Genomic DNA, 16,440 nt, shown 5'->3' on the forward strand with positions numbered 1-16,440 from the left:
TTGTTTACTTCAAGCATCATGCCATTTGCCCTCACATGGCAACTAAAACTCCTCTACCCTTCTGGGCGGATAACTGTCCCAGCTCTGGCAACCCGGACACTGCCAGAAATAATGTGTTGACTCAAACCCGCAGGCAGCGCAACGGTAGCGGTCCATCGGTTTGGCCGCCCGTTCCAGGGTGCGCCTGATGGCCACGGTTTCCTTGCTTTGATCTTCTGTCTGCATGGTATTCAATAACTCGGCCGCAGCCACCACAGAAGGGTGATGCTCCAGGTATGCCAGCAAGCGGGCGTGGCGTTTTTGATGGTCGGTTTCTATATCCACCTGCGCGGTCAGAATATCAAGCGAAGCCTGATGCGCATAAGCACCGTCCAGCAGGTCCAGCGCCATTTGCCGCCAGCGCTCCTGCTGCTGTGCAGAAAACTGGTCCGAACTTTCCATGCCCTGAATAAACTGGGCGACTTCAGGGGCAATCAGTGGAACAGCCTGTGCAGCCACACGAGCCAATTCCGCCCAGTTTTTGAAAGCAGCGTCCACATCGCCCCGTTTCAGATGGTAACGCGCCAGTTCAATCAAAGGCCGGGGGCTGTCAGGCGAATCATGGTGCGCCAGTGTCAGCTCATGCAAGACCGTGGCATAGTCTCCCGAAACCTGTGCAACAGCGGCCAATTCACAGTGGTAATGCGCACGTCTGGGTGCGAAGTTACCCGCTTTCTGATCCTCCAGCGCATTGGCCACATCAATCGCGTTCGGCCAGTCATGCGCACGTTCATACAGCGTCAGCAAAGCCATGCGCGATTCCCGGGAGTAAGCAGGAATATTTTCCAGCACCCGAAAGGATTGCTCGGCACGGTCCAGCAGTCCGGCTTTCAGATAATCCTGTGCCAGCGCATACTGGGCCCGGTCGCGCTCAGCGGTGGGAAGATCAGCACGCCCTAACAAATGCTGGTGCACCCGCACAGCACGCTCATACTCTCCTCTGCGGCGAAACAGATTTCCCAGTGCAAAATGCAATTCAGATGTATTGGGGTCGTACTGTACGGCTTCAATGAACGCATCAATGGCTTTATCCTGCTGTTCATTCAGCAGAAAATTCAGGCCTTTAAAATATGCGCGCGGCGCATCAAGCTGCTCCTGGCGCCACTGGCGTATATCAAAGCGGGAAGCGCCCCACCCCAGTGCAAAAACAGCAGGGATAATCAGAAACAGCCACCAAAGTTCAAAATCCATATGCGTTGATCACTCTGCTGAATCAGGCTTGGGATGCCGGTGCTGTATCCGTTGTTTTGGCCATTGCCTTGGTGGCATTCTTGATCTGCTTGCGGCGGCGCCATGCAAAAGGCAGCATCGCCAGCATGCCGAAAACACAGCCTGCGGCAAATACAATCAGCACCAGCACAATCATGGGCACCGTAATGGACATGCCGCCAAAGAAATTCAGCGTGGTCTGATCCAGGTTATTCAGAGAAAAAACCAGCAACAAAATAAAAATAAGGGCACTGATCACCCAAGCAATGATTTTAAACATCTGCACCTTTCTGCCAAGATCAGCAGTTGCTATCTTGCTCTCGAAAATATCCGTACTGATCTGCACGCCTGTACGCCATTGCACACGGCAGCAGATACACAGGTTGGAAACCCATCATCAACCTGCATCGAAGTGATTTTAGCGCTTTATTGAGAATCGATTGAATTACCGTGCCAACCAGCATGCCTATAACCAGCTTAGCTTGATGCCATAAAAATACCCTTGCCAATTTAATTGACAAGGGCATCATATTGATCAGCGATGCTCACACCAACAGTTCAGGCAGAAATATGGCCTCAACCATCGCAGGCACGGCTAAACACAGCAACAATTATTGAGCCGATGATTTGTCGTTTGACAAAATATCAACCGCTTCGCGCAGTGCTTTTCCAGCCTTGAAATGAGGAACTCGCTTTTCCGGCACAATCACCTGCTCGCCTGAACGGGGGTTACGCCCCACCCGAGGCGGGCGGCGTGTGACTGAAAAGCTGCCAAAACCCCGAATCTCAATGCGATGGCCTTTGGCAAGTGCCTCGGTCATCGCATCCAGAATCGTTTTGACCGCAAGCTCGGCATCCCGTTGAGACAATTGCTCAAATTTGGATGCCAGCTCACTGACCAGATCGCTTCTTGTTGTCATCGTAATATTTCAGACAAGTCTATTGATTAAGACTGATCATCACTGCTTTGATCCAGTTTGGCCCGCAGCAATGCACCCAGGTTGGTTGTACCGGCAGCTTCGCGAGAAGAATTGAGCTGTTGCAATGCTTCTTGCTGATCTGCAGCGTCTTTTGCCTTGATAGACAGCTGAATATTACGCGCTTTGCGGTCAATGTTGGTGATCACCGCAGTAACTTCATCACCTTCTTTGAGCACATTGCGGGCATCTTCCACGCGCTCGCGTGAAATTTCAGAAGCGCGCAGATAACCGGTCACATCTTCAGCCAGCTGAATTTCAGCACCCTTGGCATCCACGGTCTTCACAGTACCTGTAACGGTCTGACCACGGTCATTGATACCGACATAGGCGGTAAACGGATCGCTGTCGAGCTGCTTAATGCCCAAAGAGATGCGTTCACGTTCAACGTCGATCGCCAGAACCACGGCTTCAACTTCCTGACCTTTTTTATAGTTGCGAACTGCGGCTTCGCCGGGTTCGTTCCAGGACAGGTCAGACAGATGCACCAAGCCATCAATGCCGGAAGTCAGGCCCACAAACACGCCAAAATCGGTAATGGACTTGATCGGGCCGGAAACCTTGTCGCCACGGTTGTAGTTCTGTGCGAACTCTTCCCAGGGATTGGGTTTGCACTGTTTCATGCCCAGGCTGATGCGGCGCTTGTCTTCGTCAATATCCAGCACCATCACTTCAACTTCGTCACCCAGGGTCACAACCTTGCTGGGCGCCACGTTCTTGTTGGTCCAGTCCATTTCAGAAACGTGTACCAGCCCTTCAATGCCAGGTTCCAGTTCCACAAATGCACCGTAATCAGCAATATTGGTCACCTTGCCAAACAGGCGGGTACCGGCCGGATAACGGCGTGCCACGCCATTCCAGGGATCATCACCCATTTGTTTCAGGCCCAGAGAAACACGGTTTTTCTCGGAATCAAACTTGAGCACTTTGGCATCCAGTTCCTGACCGATCTGAACCACTTCACTGGGGTGACGCACACGGCGCCATGCCATATCGGTGATGTGCAGCAGGCCATCGATACCACCCAGATCCACGAATGCGCCGTAGTCGGTGATGTTTTTGACCACACCGTGAACAATGGTGCCTTCCTGCAGGTTTTCCAGCAGTTTGGCGCGCTCTTCACCCTGGCTGGCTTCCACCACAGCACGGCGGGACAGCACAACGTTATTGCGCTTGCGGTCAAGTTTAATGACCTTGAATTCCATCGTTTTGCCTTCATAAGGAGACATGTCCTTGATCGGGCGGGTGTCAATCAGTGATCCAGGCAGGAAGGCACGAATGCCATTGACCATCACAGTCAGGCCGCCCTTAACCTTGCCAGATACAGTACCTTCGACAAACTCGCCAGATTCCAGCGCAGTTTCCAAAGACAACCATGACGCCAAACGCTTGGCTTTGTCACGTGACAGAATGGTGTCGCCGTAACCGTTTTCCAACGCATCAATGGCAACAGAGACGAAATCACCAGGCTGAACTTCAATTTCACCCTGGTCATTTTTAAATTCTTCAATAGGGATGTAAGCCTCAGATTTCAGGCCGGCATTCACAACGACAAAATTGTGCTCTACAGCTACAACTTCGGCGGTGATCACTTCACCGGTTTTCATTTCATGACGCTTGAGAGATTCCTCGAACAGCTCGGCAAAAGATTCTGTAGCCGGAACGGTAGCGGTTTGATTCATTGAATATTTCCTATGCTTCCTGGAGAACAACCAGGAATCTTGTTGAATGCAGCAACGCTGCAGGTTAATGTTAAACAACTTCCCAAAACTCGAAGCATGTACTGTCATGCATTCGTTTTCAGGCCTGACATTCCACCCTTAAAAGCTGTAGCAGCCCTTGTCCAAAGACAAGTAGCCTCTGCAAAGGGGCTGTACTGTGAATCAGCACAGGACCATTGCCTGAAACCATACTGCTTACTCAAAAAGGTGTAATTTTTCCCACCAGGATAAAACCTGTTGAACCGACTGTTCTATCGTCAATGCGGAGTTATCGAGCAGATGAGCGCCTTCGGCCGGCTTCAAAGGCGCAACAGCACGGTTCATATCCTGTGCATCACGCGCTTCCAAATCGGAGCGAAGGTTGTCTATTTTAGCGAAAATCCCCTTTTCATTCAACTGCTTATAACGTCTTTGCGCCCTTGCAGCGGCTGTTGCAGTCAAAAACACCTTCAAAACGGCGTCCGGGAACACAACCGTTCCCATATCCCGGCCATCGGCAATCAGGCCAGGCAGGCGCCGGAATGCGCGCTGCAAAGCGAAAAGCGCTTCCCGAACCGCAGGATAAGCCGCAATCCGAGACGCCAGCATGCCAACTTTTTCAGCGCGAATGGCTTCAGTGACATTGTCACCTTCATACCACACCTGCCCCGAATGGAATGCCACAGGCAGGTTCTGGGCCAAAGCCGCCAGTGCGGGTATATCATCCGCCGAAACATTTTTTCGCATGGCCGCTAACGCTGTGACGCGGTAAAGCGCCCCGGAGTCCAGATAATGAAACCCCAGGCGCTGCGCCAACACATTGGCCAGCGTTCCTTTGCCGGAAGCGGTCGGGCCGTCTATGGCAATCACCGGGACATCCTGCACCTGGCAATGGCTCAGGGCAAAAAAATCATCAAAATACCCCGGATAGGTTTTATTGACACATGCGGGATCCTGTATCCTGACCGGCACACGTCCCTGATTGAATGCCGCCAGCGAAAAACACATCGCCATGCGGTGATCGTCATAAGTGGCAATCTGCGCTTTTTGCCACTGGACTGGAGGCGAAACCTCAATAAAATCATCCCCCAGCACCACCTGCGCACCCAGCTTGCGTAGCTCCGCAGCCATTGCATCCAGGCGATCTGTTTCCTTCACACGCCAACTGGCAATATTGCTCAGGCGGGTTGTCCCCTGGGCATACAGCGCCATCACCGCCAGCGTCATTGCGGCATCAGGTATATGGTTGCAATCCAGATCAATGGCCTTTAAAGGCCAACTGCCACGGTGAATCTCCAGGAAATCCTCTTTGGCATGCACCACAGCGCCCATGGCACGTGCAGCCTCTATAAAGCGGATATCACCCTGGATAGAAGCGGCGCCAACACCTTCGATGATGACCGGCGCCTGCGCTGATGCAGCAATGGCACCGGCAGCAATAAAATACGAAGCCGATGATGCATCGCCCTCCACCGCATACTTTTGTGGTGACATGTACCTGCTACCGGCAGGAATCACAAAACGCTGAAAGCTGTCATCTGACTGCACCTGAATGCCAAAATCCTTCAGCAGCTTTAACGTGATTGCAATATAGGGTTTGGAGATCAGTTCCCCAATTACTTCAATGGTGATATCTGTGCGCGCTACCAGCGGCAATGCCATCAGCAAGGCGCTTAAAAACTGACTTGATACATTGCCTTTTACCTGAATCGGGTGGGACAGTTGTGCATCATTCAGTTCAGCCGGATGAATGCGCAACGGGGGAAACCCCGCCACACCTGTATAGTCAATATGGCAGCCCAGTGCCTGCAGCGCTTCAACCAGATCCTTGATCGGCCGCTCATGCATGCGGGGAACACCGCTGAGCTCAAAATCGCCCCCGAGCAATGCCAGCACGGCGGTCAAAGGCCGCATCACGGTCCCGGCATTCCCCAGAAACAATGCAACAGTCTGCTGCGAACGCCATACACCACCAATTCCGTGCACATGCACGCCCTGCGCCACACGATCCGGATGCACCAGCTCGATACCGCACCCCAATTGCCTGAGTGCCTGCAACATCACCTGCGTGTCATCAGAATCCAGCAGCCCGGTCAGAACAGTATTTCCGGCGCTCAGGCCTGCCAGCAGCAACGCCCGGTTGGAGATACTTTTTGAACCCGGAACCTTTACCTGCCCACCAGCAGATTCAAGTGGCGGGAGATCCAGATAGGCAATATGGTCCATGCACAAAAATAGGTATTCGGGGTTATTTATTTAGATGACAAGGCATCCCGGATACGGCCCCAGAACCCTGCTTTTTCAGCGGGCTCTTCAGTCGCACCGTCCGGGGGTGGCGTCATCGGTATGATGGGGGCACGCTCTCCCACACTCCATGCGGCACGGGCAGCAGAAGCGGCGCGGATCAAGTCCAGCAAAGCGACAGGATCATTGTCCTTGATTGCTGCTTCCAGACAGTCCACCGCTTTTTTGAAATGAACCAACTGATACTCCATCTCGCTCTTATTAGCCATGAAAACATCGCGCCAGAGCGTCGCATCGCCTGCTGCAATGCGGGTAAAGTCCCTGAAGCCCACACCAGCCAGCGACATGTAATGCTCGCCTTTTTCCTGCGAAATCAGCCCATTCATATAACCAAATGCAATCAGATGCGGCAAATGGCTGACCGCCGCAAAAGCCGCATCGTGATCCTGGGGGGTCATCATCTGCACTTTGGAGCCCAGTGCCCGCCAGACTTTGATCGCATCATCCAACTGCGCCTGGCGTGTCACCTCCAGCGGAGTCAAAACCACTTTATGGTCTTCAAACAGGTTGGCCTCAGCAGCTCTAAAACCGGCAATATCCTTGCCTGCAATGGGATGCGCCGGCACAAAATTGGCAATTTTTTTATGCAGCGTTTTTTGTGCCGCTGCAATCACATCCTGTTTGGTGCTGCCGACATCCATCACCAGCATCGTAGGTTCAATCAGTGACACGATGTCTGAAAAGATTTTCGGAATGGCACCTACCGGCACTGCAATCAAAACAATGTCCGAGCCCGATACGGCATGTAGCGCCGATGGCGCGGTTTCATCCAGAATACCTGCGGCTTTGGCATTTTCAGTGGTCGTCGGTGATTTACTGTAGCCAATCACCCGTTCGACAATACCCGCCTTTTTGGCCGCCATCGCAAATGAACAGCCAATCAAGCCACAGCCAATAATTCCCAATCTGTTGAACATCATAACTCCCGACTCACAATATAGCTTCCCAGCAGCTTATAAAATGAGCATATTTCACGCACATCCTGAAGTGCCTGCGCAACTGCTGGCTGCCCAATATGGCCTGCAATGTCCATATAAAAGAAATATTCCCACTGATCAGAACGCGCCGGACGCGACTCAAACCGTGTCAAAGAAACCTCATGCGCTTTTAACGGCGCCAGCAGATCATAAACAGCCCCAGGCTTATTGGGTACCGAAACCACCACACTGGTGCACGCCGCAGCCTGATCTGAAAACTCCGGCTGCAACTCTGAATTATTAGCCAAAACCACGAATCTTGTCCGGTTGTTACTGGCATCCTGAATGCCGCGCGCAACTACTTGCAGGCCAAAAATACCTGCCGCCCGCTCGCTGGAAACAGCGGCAGCCATTGGCTCAGATGCAGCCAGACGAGCCCCCTCGGCATTGCTAGAGACTGCCTGCCTTCTGGCCTGGGGAACATGCGCGGTCAACCAGTTCTGGCATTGCGCCAGCGCCTGCGGATGCGCATAAATCACTTCTATTTCATCCAGCTTGCCCTGTAACGACAGTAAATTGTGCCGGATACGTAGGCCAACTTCCCCCACAATTTTCAAGGAAGCCTGCTGCAATAAATCCAGAGAACGGGTAACCACCCCTTCCGTAGAGTTTTCGATCGGCACAATGCCAAAGCGACAGTTTTCATTACTGACCGCACGAAAAATAGCATCAATATCCGGGCAGGCCTCAAATTCAGCGCTGGAGCCAAAATACTCTAAAGCAGCCTGCTCACTGAAAGTCCCCACCGGTCCCAGAAAAGCCACCCGAATCACCTGCTCCAGCGAGCGACAAGCCGACATGATTTCACGCCAGATCGGTGCAATCGACTGTGCTCTGAGCGGCCCTTGATTGGCCGCTACCAGCGACTGGATGACCTGCGCCTCTCTTTCCGGATGGAAAACCGGTGAACAGACCTCTTTTTTAATTTCACCAATCTGCTGTGCAAGCCGGGCACGCCGGTTCAGCAGATCCAGCAGTTGCCGGTCCAGTTCATCTATTTCATATCTGAGTTGAGGTATTTGATTATCCATGCTGTTGTGCAAATGACTTCATATAGTCTGCCAGAGCATATGCCCCTTCCACTGGAACCGCATTATAAATGCTCGCCCGCATTCCACCTACACTCTTGTGCCCCTTCAGATTAATCAGCCCCCGTTCTTTGGCATTGGTCAAAAACAGGTCATTCAAATTTTCGTTTTTCAGGAAAAATGTCACATTCATCCGTGAACGGCTGTCCACAGCGACCCGGTTGATATAAAAACCGTCAGACGCATCAATACACTGGTATAACAACTTTGATTTTTCAATTGCACGGCGCTCCATCTCTGCAATGCCGCCCTGCGCTTTGATCCACTGAAACACCAGCCCGGCAATATAGATCGCATACGTAGGCGGCGTATTAAACATGGAGTCCGTCTGCGCCATTACCTGATAATTCATCACTGACGGGCAAATCTCCAACGCCCGCCCCAACAAATCTTCCCGCACAAACACCAGTGTCAGACCGGCCGGACCAATATTTTTCTGTGCCCCTGCAAACATCACCCCCACACGTGCCCAATCCACCGTGCGCGACAGAATATGCGAAGAAGCATCCGCAACCAAAGGCAGGTCGCGCCCGGCAATGGCATCCAGATCAGGTAACTGCTGAAACTCAACACCATGAATCGTTTCATTGCTGCAAATATGCAGGTATTGCGCTTCACTGCTGATCTGCCAGCTATCAGATGAAGGCACGCCATAAAACCCACCCAAAGATTTTTCAGCATCGGCAACCACCGTCGCTTTGCAGTATTTGGCGGCCTCTTTGGCGGACTTTTGCGACCACGCGCCCGTAACCACAAAATCAGCCGCTTTCCCTTGTGAAAGATTTAAAGGAATTGCCGCATTTTCACCCAGCCCACCACCTTGCAAAAACAGAATTTTAAAATGAGGCGGCACATTCAGCAGCTCGCGCAAACTCTGTTGCGCCTGCTCATAAATGGAAATAAATTCTTTTCCCCTGTGGCTCATCTCCATGACACTGACGCCACTGCCGTGCCAGTTGAGCATTTCAGCACTGGCCTGTGCCAGCACCGACTCAGGCAATGCTGCCGGCCCGGGAGAAAAGTTAAAAGGTCGATCAGCTAAACGGTTTTCTGTTGCGGTATTCAACTTCATAATTTATTCATGTGGGTTTTCTACTGTTCATTCAGCCGCAACTGAATCAACCAGACAAGAGGCAAACACCGGATTTAACCCTGTGGTGTCTGCCTCTGCGCTTTTTCAGCGTTTTTGTTATTTTGCAGAATTAACAATCGTCGAAGCCTTGGCATCAAGTGCCCCCTGCCGGTCCTGAATGGCAATGCGGGAATTTTCCACCAGCCTGCTGACATAACCCTCAGCCAGCTTGGGAGACAATTCCTGATACTTCTTGAAAGCGGGTGAATTGAACAAAGCGACCAGTTCTTTTAATTCGCTTTCCGTAAATTGCTGTGCATACTGCATCACCAGATAATCCGACTCTACCTTGGGAGACTCAGCACGCAAAATTTTGAGTACATCGTTGTAAAAAATGTCCAGTTCTGCATCCAGCTTATCTGTAATCTGCGCCCGCTTTTCCTGCGGTACGCCCTGAACAATACGCTCAGCCCATTTGACACTTAGCCGTGTCGATAAACCATTGGCCAAATCCACCAGCAGCGCATCCTGTTCCGGGCCACGCTGCAATTCAACCATCTGGCGCGCCAGATCCAGGCTGGCTGCACTGGGCGTTTGGGCAAAAGACAGAGGCGCAACCGCCAGCATGAAGGCCAGCGATGAAGCTTGAATCCATTTTTTCATTTCAATCTCTTTCTTGCTTTGTTTATTAAAAAAGCCAGATTGCCTGCGAAAACTCTCACATTGAACCGGCAACCGGCTCATTTCAACCACACATTATCAATCAGATCACAATTCAGGCGCGCCTTCGTCCGGCAGCACATCATCTTCTGATGCCTCATCGTCGTCCTGCGCGCTCTCATTGGCATCATTTTCCACAATACGCTGCAGGCCGGTCAATTTGGCACCATCATCCAGCGAAATCAGTGTCACGCCCTGTGTGGCGCGGCCCATTTCGCGTATTTCCGATACCCTGGTGCGCACCAGCACGCCTGTATCCGTAATCAGCATAATTTCATCGTTTGGCTCGACCAATGTGGCAGCAACCACGTGTCCATTACGCTCACTGGTTTGAATCGCGATCATGCCCTTGGTTCCGCGTCCATGACGTGTATATTCGGAAATAGAGGTCCGCTTGCCATAGCCGTTTTCCGTGGCGGTCAATACGCTTTGCGATTCATCGCCAGCCACCAGCAGTGCAATCACGTTCTGCCCATCTTCCAGATTCATACCGCGTACACCTCGGGCATTACGGCCCATGGGGCGTACATCATTTTCGTCAAAACGCACTGCCTTGCCGGCATCGCTGAACAGCATCACATCGTGCTGTCCATCCGTTAACGCTGCGCCAATCAGGTAGTCCCCATCATCCAGCCCCACAGCAATGATACCGGCTTTACGCGGATTGCTGAATTCATCCAGCGATGTCTTTTTCACCGTTCCATGTGACGTTGCCATGAAAACAAAATGATCTGCCGGGAAACTGCGGAACTCCCCGGTCAGCGGCAGCACCACCGTGATCTTTTCATCCTCCTGCAACGGGAACATATTGACGATGGGTTTGCCGCGCGAATTGCGCGACCCCTGCGGCACTTCCCAAACCTTCAGCCAGTACAGCCGACCACGGTTGGAGAAGCACAAAATATAATCGTGCGTATTGGCGATAAACAACTGGTCAATCCAGTCATCTTCTTTCATCTGGGTCGCCTGCTTACCGCGTCCACCGCGTTTTTGCGCACGATATTCAGACAGTGCCTGGCTCTTGATATAACCGGTGTGTGACAAGGTCACCACCATATCGGTTGGTGTAATCAAGTCTTCCGTGCCCAACTCCTGGGCATTGTGCTCAACCACGCTGCGGCGCTGCGCCAGTTTGGTTTTGCCGTATTCATCAACCAGAACCTGCAACTCATCGGCAATGATCGTTGTCACACGCTCAGGCGTTGCCAGAATATCCAGCAGATCAGTGATCTGCGCCATGACATCCTTATATTCCCCAACAATCTTGTCCTGCTCCAGCCCGGTCAGGCGCTGCAGGCGCATTTGCAGAATTTCATACGCCTGCACTTCAGACAGCCTGTACAGCCCATCTGACTGCAAGCCATACTGCTTTTCAAGCCCTTCCGGACGGAAATCATCGGCATTGATCTTGCCGCCATCCGCCGTCGCGCGCGTCAGCATCTCACGCACCAGAGAACTGTCCCAACTGCGGGCCAGTAACTCTTCCTTCGCCACAGGAGGCGTTGGCGCATTACGGATAATGGCAATAAATTCATCAATATTGGCCAACGCAACCGCCAGACCTTCCAGCACGTGCCCCCGTTCGCGGGCTTTACGCAGCTCATAAATGGTGCGGCGTGTGACCACTTCGCGCCGGTGCCGCAGGAAAATCTCCAGCAGATCCTTCAGGTTGCACAGTTTGGGCTGCCCGTTCACCAATGCCACCATGTTGATGCCAAACGAATCCTGCAACTGCGTTTGCTTGTACAGGTTATTGAGCACCACTTCCGGCACTTCACCGCGTTTGAGCTCAATCACCACGCGCATGCCGGACTTGTCCGACTCATCCTGAATATGGCTGATGCCCTCAATCTTCTTCTCGTGAACCAGTTCGGCAATCCGCTCCAGCAGACTCTTTTTATTCACCTGGTACGGGATTTCGTCGACGATAATGGCCTGGCGCTGCCCCCTGTCGATATCTTCAAAATGGCACTTGGCACGCATGATCACACGGCCACGCCCGGTACGATACCCTTCACGCACACCCGACATGCCATAAATAATACCTGCGGTCGGGAAATCCGGCGCCGGGATAATCTCCATCAGCTCATCCAGAGAAGCCTCAGGGTTATGCAGCAGGTGCAGACAGGCACTCACCACCTCATTGAGGTTGTGCGGCGGAATATTGGTCGCCATGCCCACCGCAATCCCGGCCGAACCGTTCACCAGCAGATTAGGCAGCCGAGCCGGCAGAACCGAAGGCTCCTGCTCAGAACCATCGTAGTTCGGCGTAAAGTCGACCGTTTCCTTATCAATATCGGCCAGCATTTCGTGCGCTATCTTGGTCAGTCGCACTTCGGTATAACGCATGGCTGCGGCACTGTCGCCATCGACAGAGCCAAAATTCCCCTGCCCATCAATCAGCATATGGCGCAGAGAAAACGGCTGTGCCATTCGTACAACAGTGTCATAAATAGCAACATCGCCATGAGGGTGATATTTCCCCATGACATCCCCCACGATACGGGCCGACTTTCTGAACGGGCGGTTCCAGTCATTATTCTGCTCATGCATGGAATACAACACACGCCGATGCACAGGTTTCAAACCATCGCGCGCATCAGGCAGAGCACGGCCTACAATCACGCTCATGGCGTAATCCAGATACGAACGACGCATCTCTTCTTCCAGGCTGACTGGAAGAGTTTCTTTAGCAAAAGAGGTCATAAAGCTTTATTTAAAAAACAAACGGTTACGGGCTATTGTAAATTGAACTGCTCGTTGCAGGTAAACAACACTATAACCTGATTCGAATGTATTATTCCTATGAATAGTAACAGCAACTATAAAATAGCTATGGCACAATCGGAACATCGGCGTTGGCAATGCCAATGAGCTTAACGCTGTGAAGATAGACTGCAATCTAGATAATCTGGTTAGTGATATATCACGAGAGGAAAATTATGAAGAAACTGAACAAAGTGGCAATGCTGGTTGCATCTGCAACACTGGCTCTGTCAGCTGGCAGTGTATTTGCCCAGTCCAATGAAAACAACTGGTTGAATGTTGATGGCACGACATGGCGTACTGGCGACGGTACACTGTGCTGGCGCAATCCCTTCTGGACACCTGCAACTGCCAATCCTAACTGCGATGGCGCAGTGACTCCTGAAGGCCCTGTCACTCAAGCACAGCCACAACCACAGCCTGGTGCAACCAGCCAGCGTGTCAGCTACTCTGCTGATACCCTGTTTGACTTCGACAAAGCCGTGCTGAAACCTGCCGGCAAAGAAGTGCTGGACGAACTGGTTCGCCGTATTGGTAACGTCAACCTGGAAACCGTCATCACTGTGGGCCACACCGACTCTACCGGTCCGGAAGCTTACAACATGAAGCTCTCCCTGCGCCGTGCTGAAGCTGTGAAAGCTTACCTGGTCAGCAAGGGTGTTCCGGCTAACCGCATTTTCGTTGAAGGCAAGGGCGAAACACAGCCTGTTGCAACCAACGCTACCCGCGAAGGCCGTGCACAGAACCGTCGTGTAGAAATCGAAGTGATCGGCACAGTAATGCGCTAATCCTTTGACCTATCGTTTTTCAAAACGACCGGTTACAAAAACCCCGCTTCGGCGGGGTTTTTTCATATGGCAGCCATCACAATAAAACCCCGCTTTTCATAACACCGCAACTGCTTTGCCCATTTTGCGAATACGCCACATACAAAACAATAAAGCCCTAAAATAAACACCTACTTTGTTATAAAAACTTTACAACGCGTTTGAAATGACAACCACAACAACACACAATGTCGACCCGTCAGAAATAGAAAAATTCTCCGATTTGGCCCACCGCTGGTGGGAGCCTGAAGGAGAATTCCGCCCCCTGCATGACTTAAACCCGGTACGCCTGCAATGGATAGATGCCCAGGCACCAATCAAAGGCAAAAAAATACTGGATGTTGGCTGTGGCGGCGGTATTTTGAGCGATGCCATGGCGCGTCGCGGGGCTCACGTATTAGGAATCGACCTGGCAGAAAAAGCTCTGCAAGTAGCTCAGTTACACGCACTGGAAGCCCAAACCCCGCAGATCCAATACCGGCAAATTGCCGTGGAAGACCTGGCCGCAGAACAACCCGGGCAATACGACACAGTGACCTGCATGGAAATGCTGGAACATGTTCCAGACCCGCAATCCGTCATCAACGCCTTGGCCCAACTGGTCAAACCCGGAGGCTGGGTATTCCTGTCGACCCTTAACAAAAACCCCAAATCCTTTTTACTGGCGATTGTCGGTGCCGAGTACATCATGAACCTGCTTCCCCGCGGTACACATGAATACGCCCGCTTTATCCGTCCCAGCGAGCTTGCGCGTATGGGCCGTCATGCTGGGCTTGAACTGGCCCAAGCCACGGGTGTCGAATACAACCCATTCACACATAAAGCCAAACTCACCGCCAATGCCGACATCAACTACATGCAGGCATTCCGGCGTGTTTAAAATCCGTATCCATCGCCATTCTTGTCATGCCCATAAAAGCAGTATTATTTGACCTGGACGGCACACTGGTAGACAGCGCTCCTGATCTGGGTGCTGCTGCTGACCAGATGCGAACCGACCGCGGCCTTCCCTCCTACCCTTTAGCAAAATACCGGCCACTGGCCGGTGCCGGCGCACGCGGCATGCTGGAAGTCGCTTTTGGCATGACGCCACAAGATACTGACTACGAAACCATGCGGGAAGAATTTTTCCGCAATTACGAAATCCGCATGACCCAATCAACACACCCGTTTGATGGCATTGCGGCTATGCTGCTCGAATTAACCGCACGGCATATACCCTGGGGAATCGTCACCAACAAAATGGAACGCTTCACCCTGCCCTTTATCAAACAGGCGACATGGGCTCAAAGCGCCCAGACCGTCATTGCCGGCGACACAACGCCCCATATGAAACCACACCCGACCCCTGTGCTGGAAGCCGCAAAACAACTCCACCTACCGCCCGAAACATGCCTGTATGTTGGGGATGACCTGCGCGACATACAATCAGGCAATGCAGCCAACATGCTCACAGCCGCTGCCACCTGGGGTTACCTCGGCGCTAATAGCGACTACACCACATGGAATGCCGATTACATCGTTGAAAAACCGGCCGCCATCTTGAAACTCCTGAATTAAGCTACAATATAGCTTCTATGGGGCCGACCTGGTTTCGACGTGAGTGCGGAAGCAGAGCGGGGCATGCCGAGCACCAGTCCGCTCGTAAAACCACTGGAAAAAAAGTAATTGCAAACGACGAACGTTTTGCACTCGCTGCTTAATTGACTAGCGAGACTCACAACAGTTTGCCAATGGGCTGGGGCCGCAAGGCCTGTGGGTTAATACTACATTGACTGGTTTGCCGTTGGGTTACTCAACAGCAAACGAGACTTAAGTAACTGGCGGCAAAGAGAGGGTGTGGGTGCCCGCTCCAGTCGCGAGAATTAAAACATTCCACTAAGCATGTAGAACTGCCTGAATATGGCTTGCGGACGGGGGTTCAATTCCCCCCGGCTCCACCAATCATAACCAGTCCTGACAACTCCTGACAGTATATAAATCAACCACTTAGCTTTTAGGGGTTGTCTGGACTTGTCTACGGATTCACACCGAATTCACACTGCCCACTAAAACGATCAACTATTCAAGATGCCGGCATGGCCAGACCCGTTGACACCTGGAACAAACGTCGTGCAGCGTGTACCGTACACAGGCCGTCGGCGCTGACCTGGTTGTTGCCCGGAGCTCAAACTCACAGGGTAAAACTGCCCCTAAAAATAACAGTTTTCTAAAATTTGGCGGTGCTCGGGAAAAGGGTATTTTTAGTATTGAATCAATGAAATCGGCTTGAAATCATTTACTGATGCGGGTTTCAGAGTTTTTACAAAAGGTATTATTTAGGTAATATAAAGGTAACTTAATGACTGTATAACAAGGTACTCAACCCTATTTATAACCTATTGATTTTAAACAATAATTAAAAAAGGTAATAAAAAAATACCCTAAATGCCCCCATCAAGGTAATTAAAAAAATAGTTGTAAATCAACATGTTACATATTAAAAACAGCAAAAAATTTTCAAGTTACCCTGTTCCCGAACACCCCCCTATTCCTGGCATTCACTTCACCCCATGCCTGGTACAGATTCCCCCTGCTGCCCTTACCTGTCAAAACCCGTCATTGTCCGTCAAATCCCGTCACTTTTTCCCAACACCAAACCCGGCGCAAAGCCTGAACACAGCACGCCGCGACCCACTTCGACAGCGCCGCCAATTTCGATAGGTTTAGACCGGGGGGGCGGCGGGGTAGCAACGACGCGCCAAGGGGTGAAACTGCATGG

Annotated in this window: 13 protein-coding genes and 1 other RNA gene; 4 read left to right on the top strand and 10 right to left on the bottom strand. The window is 51.8% G+C overall.

Annotated features, from left to right (window positions below; genetic code table 11):
- Positions 1-42: 42 nt before the first annotated feature.
- The 10 genes from lapB to gyrA all read right to left on the bottom strand — a co-directional run bounded on the left by lapB (position 43) and on the right by gyrA (position 12,792).
- Positions 43-1,230: a lipopolysaccharide assembly protein LapB gene (gene lapB, locus CUZ56_RS02695; RefSeq protein ID WP_126977957.1), complete on the bottom strand. Its 1,188-nt coding sequence runs from the start codon at positions 1,228-1,230 to the stop codon at positions 43-45.
- A 22-nt stretch (positions 1,231-1,252) separates the two neighbouring features.
- The gene (locus tag CUZ56_RS02700; RefSeq protein WP_126977959.1) at positions 1,253-1,528 is read right to left on the bottom strand and encodes a LapA family protein; all 276 of its coding nucleotides are present in this window, start codon (positions 1,526-1,528) and stop codon (positions 1,253-1,255) included.
- Positions 1,529-1,859: 331 nt separating this feature from the next.
- Positions 1,860-2,168 carry an integration host factor subunit beta gene (locus CUZ56_RS02705; protein WP_126977961.1) on the bottom strand — a complete coding sequence of 103 codons (309 nt, stop codon included), beginning with the start codon at positions 2,166-2,168 and terminating at the stop codon, positions 1,860-1,862.
- A gap of 26 nt (positions 2,169-2,194) precedes the next feature.
- Complete coding sequence (rpsA, locus tag CUZ56_RS02710) at positions 2,195-3,907, bottom strand: 30S ribosomal protein S1 (RefSeq protein WP_126977963.1); 1,713 nt, start codon at positions 3,905-3,907, stop codon at positions 2,195-2,197.
- Between the two features lie 234 nt (positions 3,908-4,141).
- On the bottom strand, positions 4,142-6,151 hold the full coding sequence (locus tag CUZ56_RS02715) for a bifunctional 3-phosphoshikimate 1-carboxyvinyltransferase/cytidylate kinase (RefSeq protein ID WP_126977965.1): 2,010 nt from the start codon (positions 6,149-6,151) through the stop codon (positions 4,142-4,144).
- Between the two features lie 26 nt (positions 6,152-6,177).
- Positions 6,178-7,149: a prephenate dehydrogenase gene (locus tag CUZ56_RS02720; protein ID WP_338056638.1), complete on the bottom strand. Its 972-nt coding sequence runs from the start codon at positions 7,147-7,149 to the stop codon at positions 6,178-6,180.
- A complete protein-coding gene (pheA, locus tag CUZ56_RS02725; RefSeq protein WP_126977967.1) occupies positions 7,146-8,237 on the bottom strand; it encodes a prephenate dehydratase in 1,092 nt (363 codons plus the stop codon). Before pheA ends, CUZ56_RS02720 begins: the two co-directional genes overlap by 4 nt.
- Positions 8,230-9,366 carry a 3-phosphoserine/phosphohydroxythreonine transaminase gene (gene serC, locus CUZ56_RS02730; RefSeq protein ID WP_126977969.1) on the bottom strand — a complete coding sequence of 379 codons (1,137 nt, stop codon included), beginning with the start codon at positions 9,364-9,366 and terminating at the stop codon, positions 8,230-8,232. The genes pheA and serC overlap by 8 nt, the downstream gene beginning before the upstream one ends.
- Before the next feature lie 117 nt (positions 9,367-9,483).
- Positions 9,484-10,029, bottom strand: a complete 546-nt coding sequence (locus tag CUZ56_RS02735) for a DUF2059 domain-containing protein (protein ID WP_162615232.1) — start codon at positions 10,027-10,029, stop codon at positions 9,484-9,486.
- 105 nt (positions 10,030-10,134) lie between these two features.
- Positions 10,135-12,792 carry a DNA gyrase subunit A gene (gyrA, locus tag CUZ56_RS02740; protein WP_126977973.1) on the bottom strand — a complete coding sequence of 886 codons (2,658 nt, stop codon included), beginning with the start codon at positions 12,790-12,792 and terminating at the stop codon, positions 10,135-10,137.
- A 236-nt stretch (positions 12,793-13,028) separates the two neighbouring features.
- On the opposite strand from gyrA, the gene ompA reads away from it, so the two are divergent.
- From ompA to ssrA, 4 genes are all read left to right on the top strand, one after another.
- Positions 13,029-13,640 carry an outer membrane protein OmpA gene (gene ompA / locus CUZ56_RS02745; RefSeq protein WP_126977975.1) on the top strand — a complete coding sequence of 204 codons (612 nt, stop codon included), beginning with the start codon at positions 13,029-13,031 and terminating at the stop codon, positions 13,638-13,640.
- Between the two features lie 205 nt (positions 13,641-13,845).
- Positions 13,846-14,559, top strand: coding sequence for a bifunctional 2-polyprenyl-6-hydroxyphenol methylase/3-demethylubiquinol 3-O-methyltransferase UbiG (ubiG, locus tag CUZ56_RS02750; RefSeq protein WP_126977977.1), 714 nt, complete (start codon positions 13,846-13,848; stop codon positions 14,557-14,559).
- Positions 14,560-14,585: 26 nt separating this feature from the next.
- Complete coding sequence (locus tag CUZ56_RS02755; protein WP_126977979.1) at positions 14,586-15,239, top strand: HAD family hydrolase; 654 nt, start codon at positions 14,586-14,588, stop codon at positions 15,237-15,239.
- Positions 15,240-15,258: 19 nt separating this feature from the next.
- Positions 15,259-15,622, top strand: a transfer-messenger RNA (tmRNA) gene (ssrA, locus tag CUZ56_RS02760).
- Positions 15,623-16,440: the final 818 nt, after the last annotated feature.

Source organism: Saezia sanguinis, assembly GCF_003991585.1.
In the GTDB taxonomy this organism is placed as follows: Bacteria; Pseudomonadota; Gammaproteobacteria; order Burkholderiales; family Burkholderiaceae_C; genus Saezia; species Saezia sanguinis.

Excerpts from the sequence above, each read along its gene's own strand:
- rpsA (WP_126977963.1), bottom strand. The coding sequence starts at position 3,907 with ATGAATCAAACCGCTACCGTTCCGGCTACAGAATCTTTTGCCGAGCTG.
- CUZ56_RS02755 (WP_126977979.1), top strand. The coding sequence starts at position 14,586 with ATGCCCATAAAAGCAGTATTATTTGACCTGGACGGCACACTGGTAGAC.
- CUZ56_RS02700 (WP_126977959.1), bottom strand. The coding sequence starts at position 1,528 with ATGTTTAAAATCATTGCTTGGGTGATCAGTGCCCTTATTTTTATTTTG.
- serC (WP_126977969.1), bottom strand. The coding sequence starts at position 9,366 with ATGAAGTTGAATACCGCAACAGAAAACCGTTTAGCTGATCGACCTTTT.
- ubiG (WP_126977977.1), top strand. The coding sequence starts at position 13,846 with ATGACAACCACAACAACACACAATGTCGACCCGTCAGAAATAGAAAAA.
- CUZ56_RS02720 (WP_338056638.1), bottom strand. The coding sequence starts at position 7,149 with ATGATGTTCAACAGATTGGGAATTATTGGCTGTGGCTTGATTGGCTGT.
- CUZ56_RS02735 (WP_162615232.1), bottom strand. The coding sequence starts at position 10,029 with ATGAAAAAATGGATTCAAGCTTCATCGCTGGCCTTCATGCTGGCGGTT.
- CUZ56_RS02715 (WP_126977965.1), bottom strand. The coding sequence starts at position 6,151 with ATGGACCATATTGCCTATCTGGATCTCCCGCCACTTGAATCTGCTGGT.
- lapB (WP_126977957.1), bottom strand. The coding sequence starts at position 1,230 with ATGGATTTTGAACTTTGGTGGCTGTTTCTGATTATCCCTGCTGTTTTT.
- ompA (WP_126977975.1), top strand. The coding sequence starts at position 13,029 with ATGAAGAAACTGAACAAAGTGGCAATGCTGGTTGCATCTGCAACACTG.
- gyrA (WP_126977973.1), bottom strand. The coding sequence starts at position 12,792 with ATGACCTCTTTTGCTAAAGAAACTCTTCCAGTCAGCCTGGAAGAAGAG.
- pheA (WP_126977967.1), bottom strand. The coding sequence starts at position 8,237 with ATGGATAATCAAATACCTCAACTCAGATATGAAATAGATGAACTGGAC.
- CUZ56_RS02705 (WP_126977961.1), bottom strand. The coding sequence starts at position 2,168 with ATGACAACAAGAAGCGATCTGGTCAGTGAGCTGGCATCCAAATTTGAG.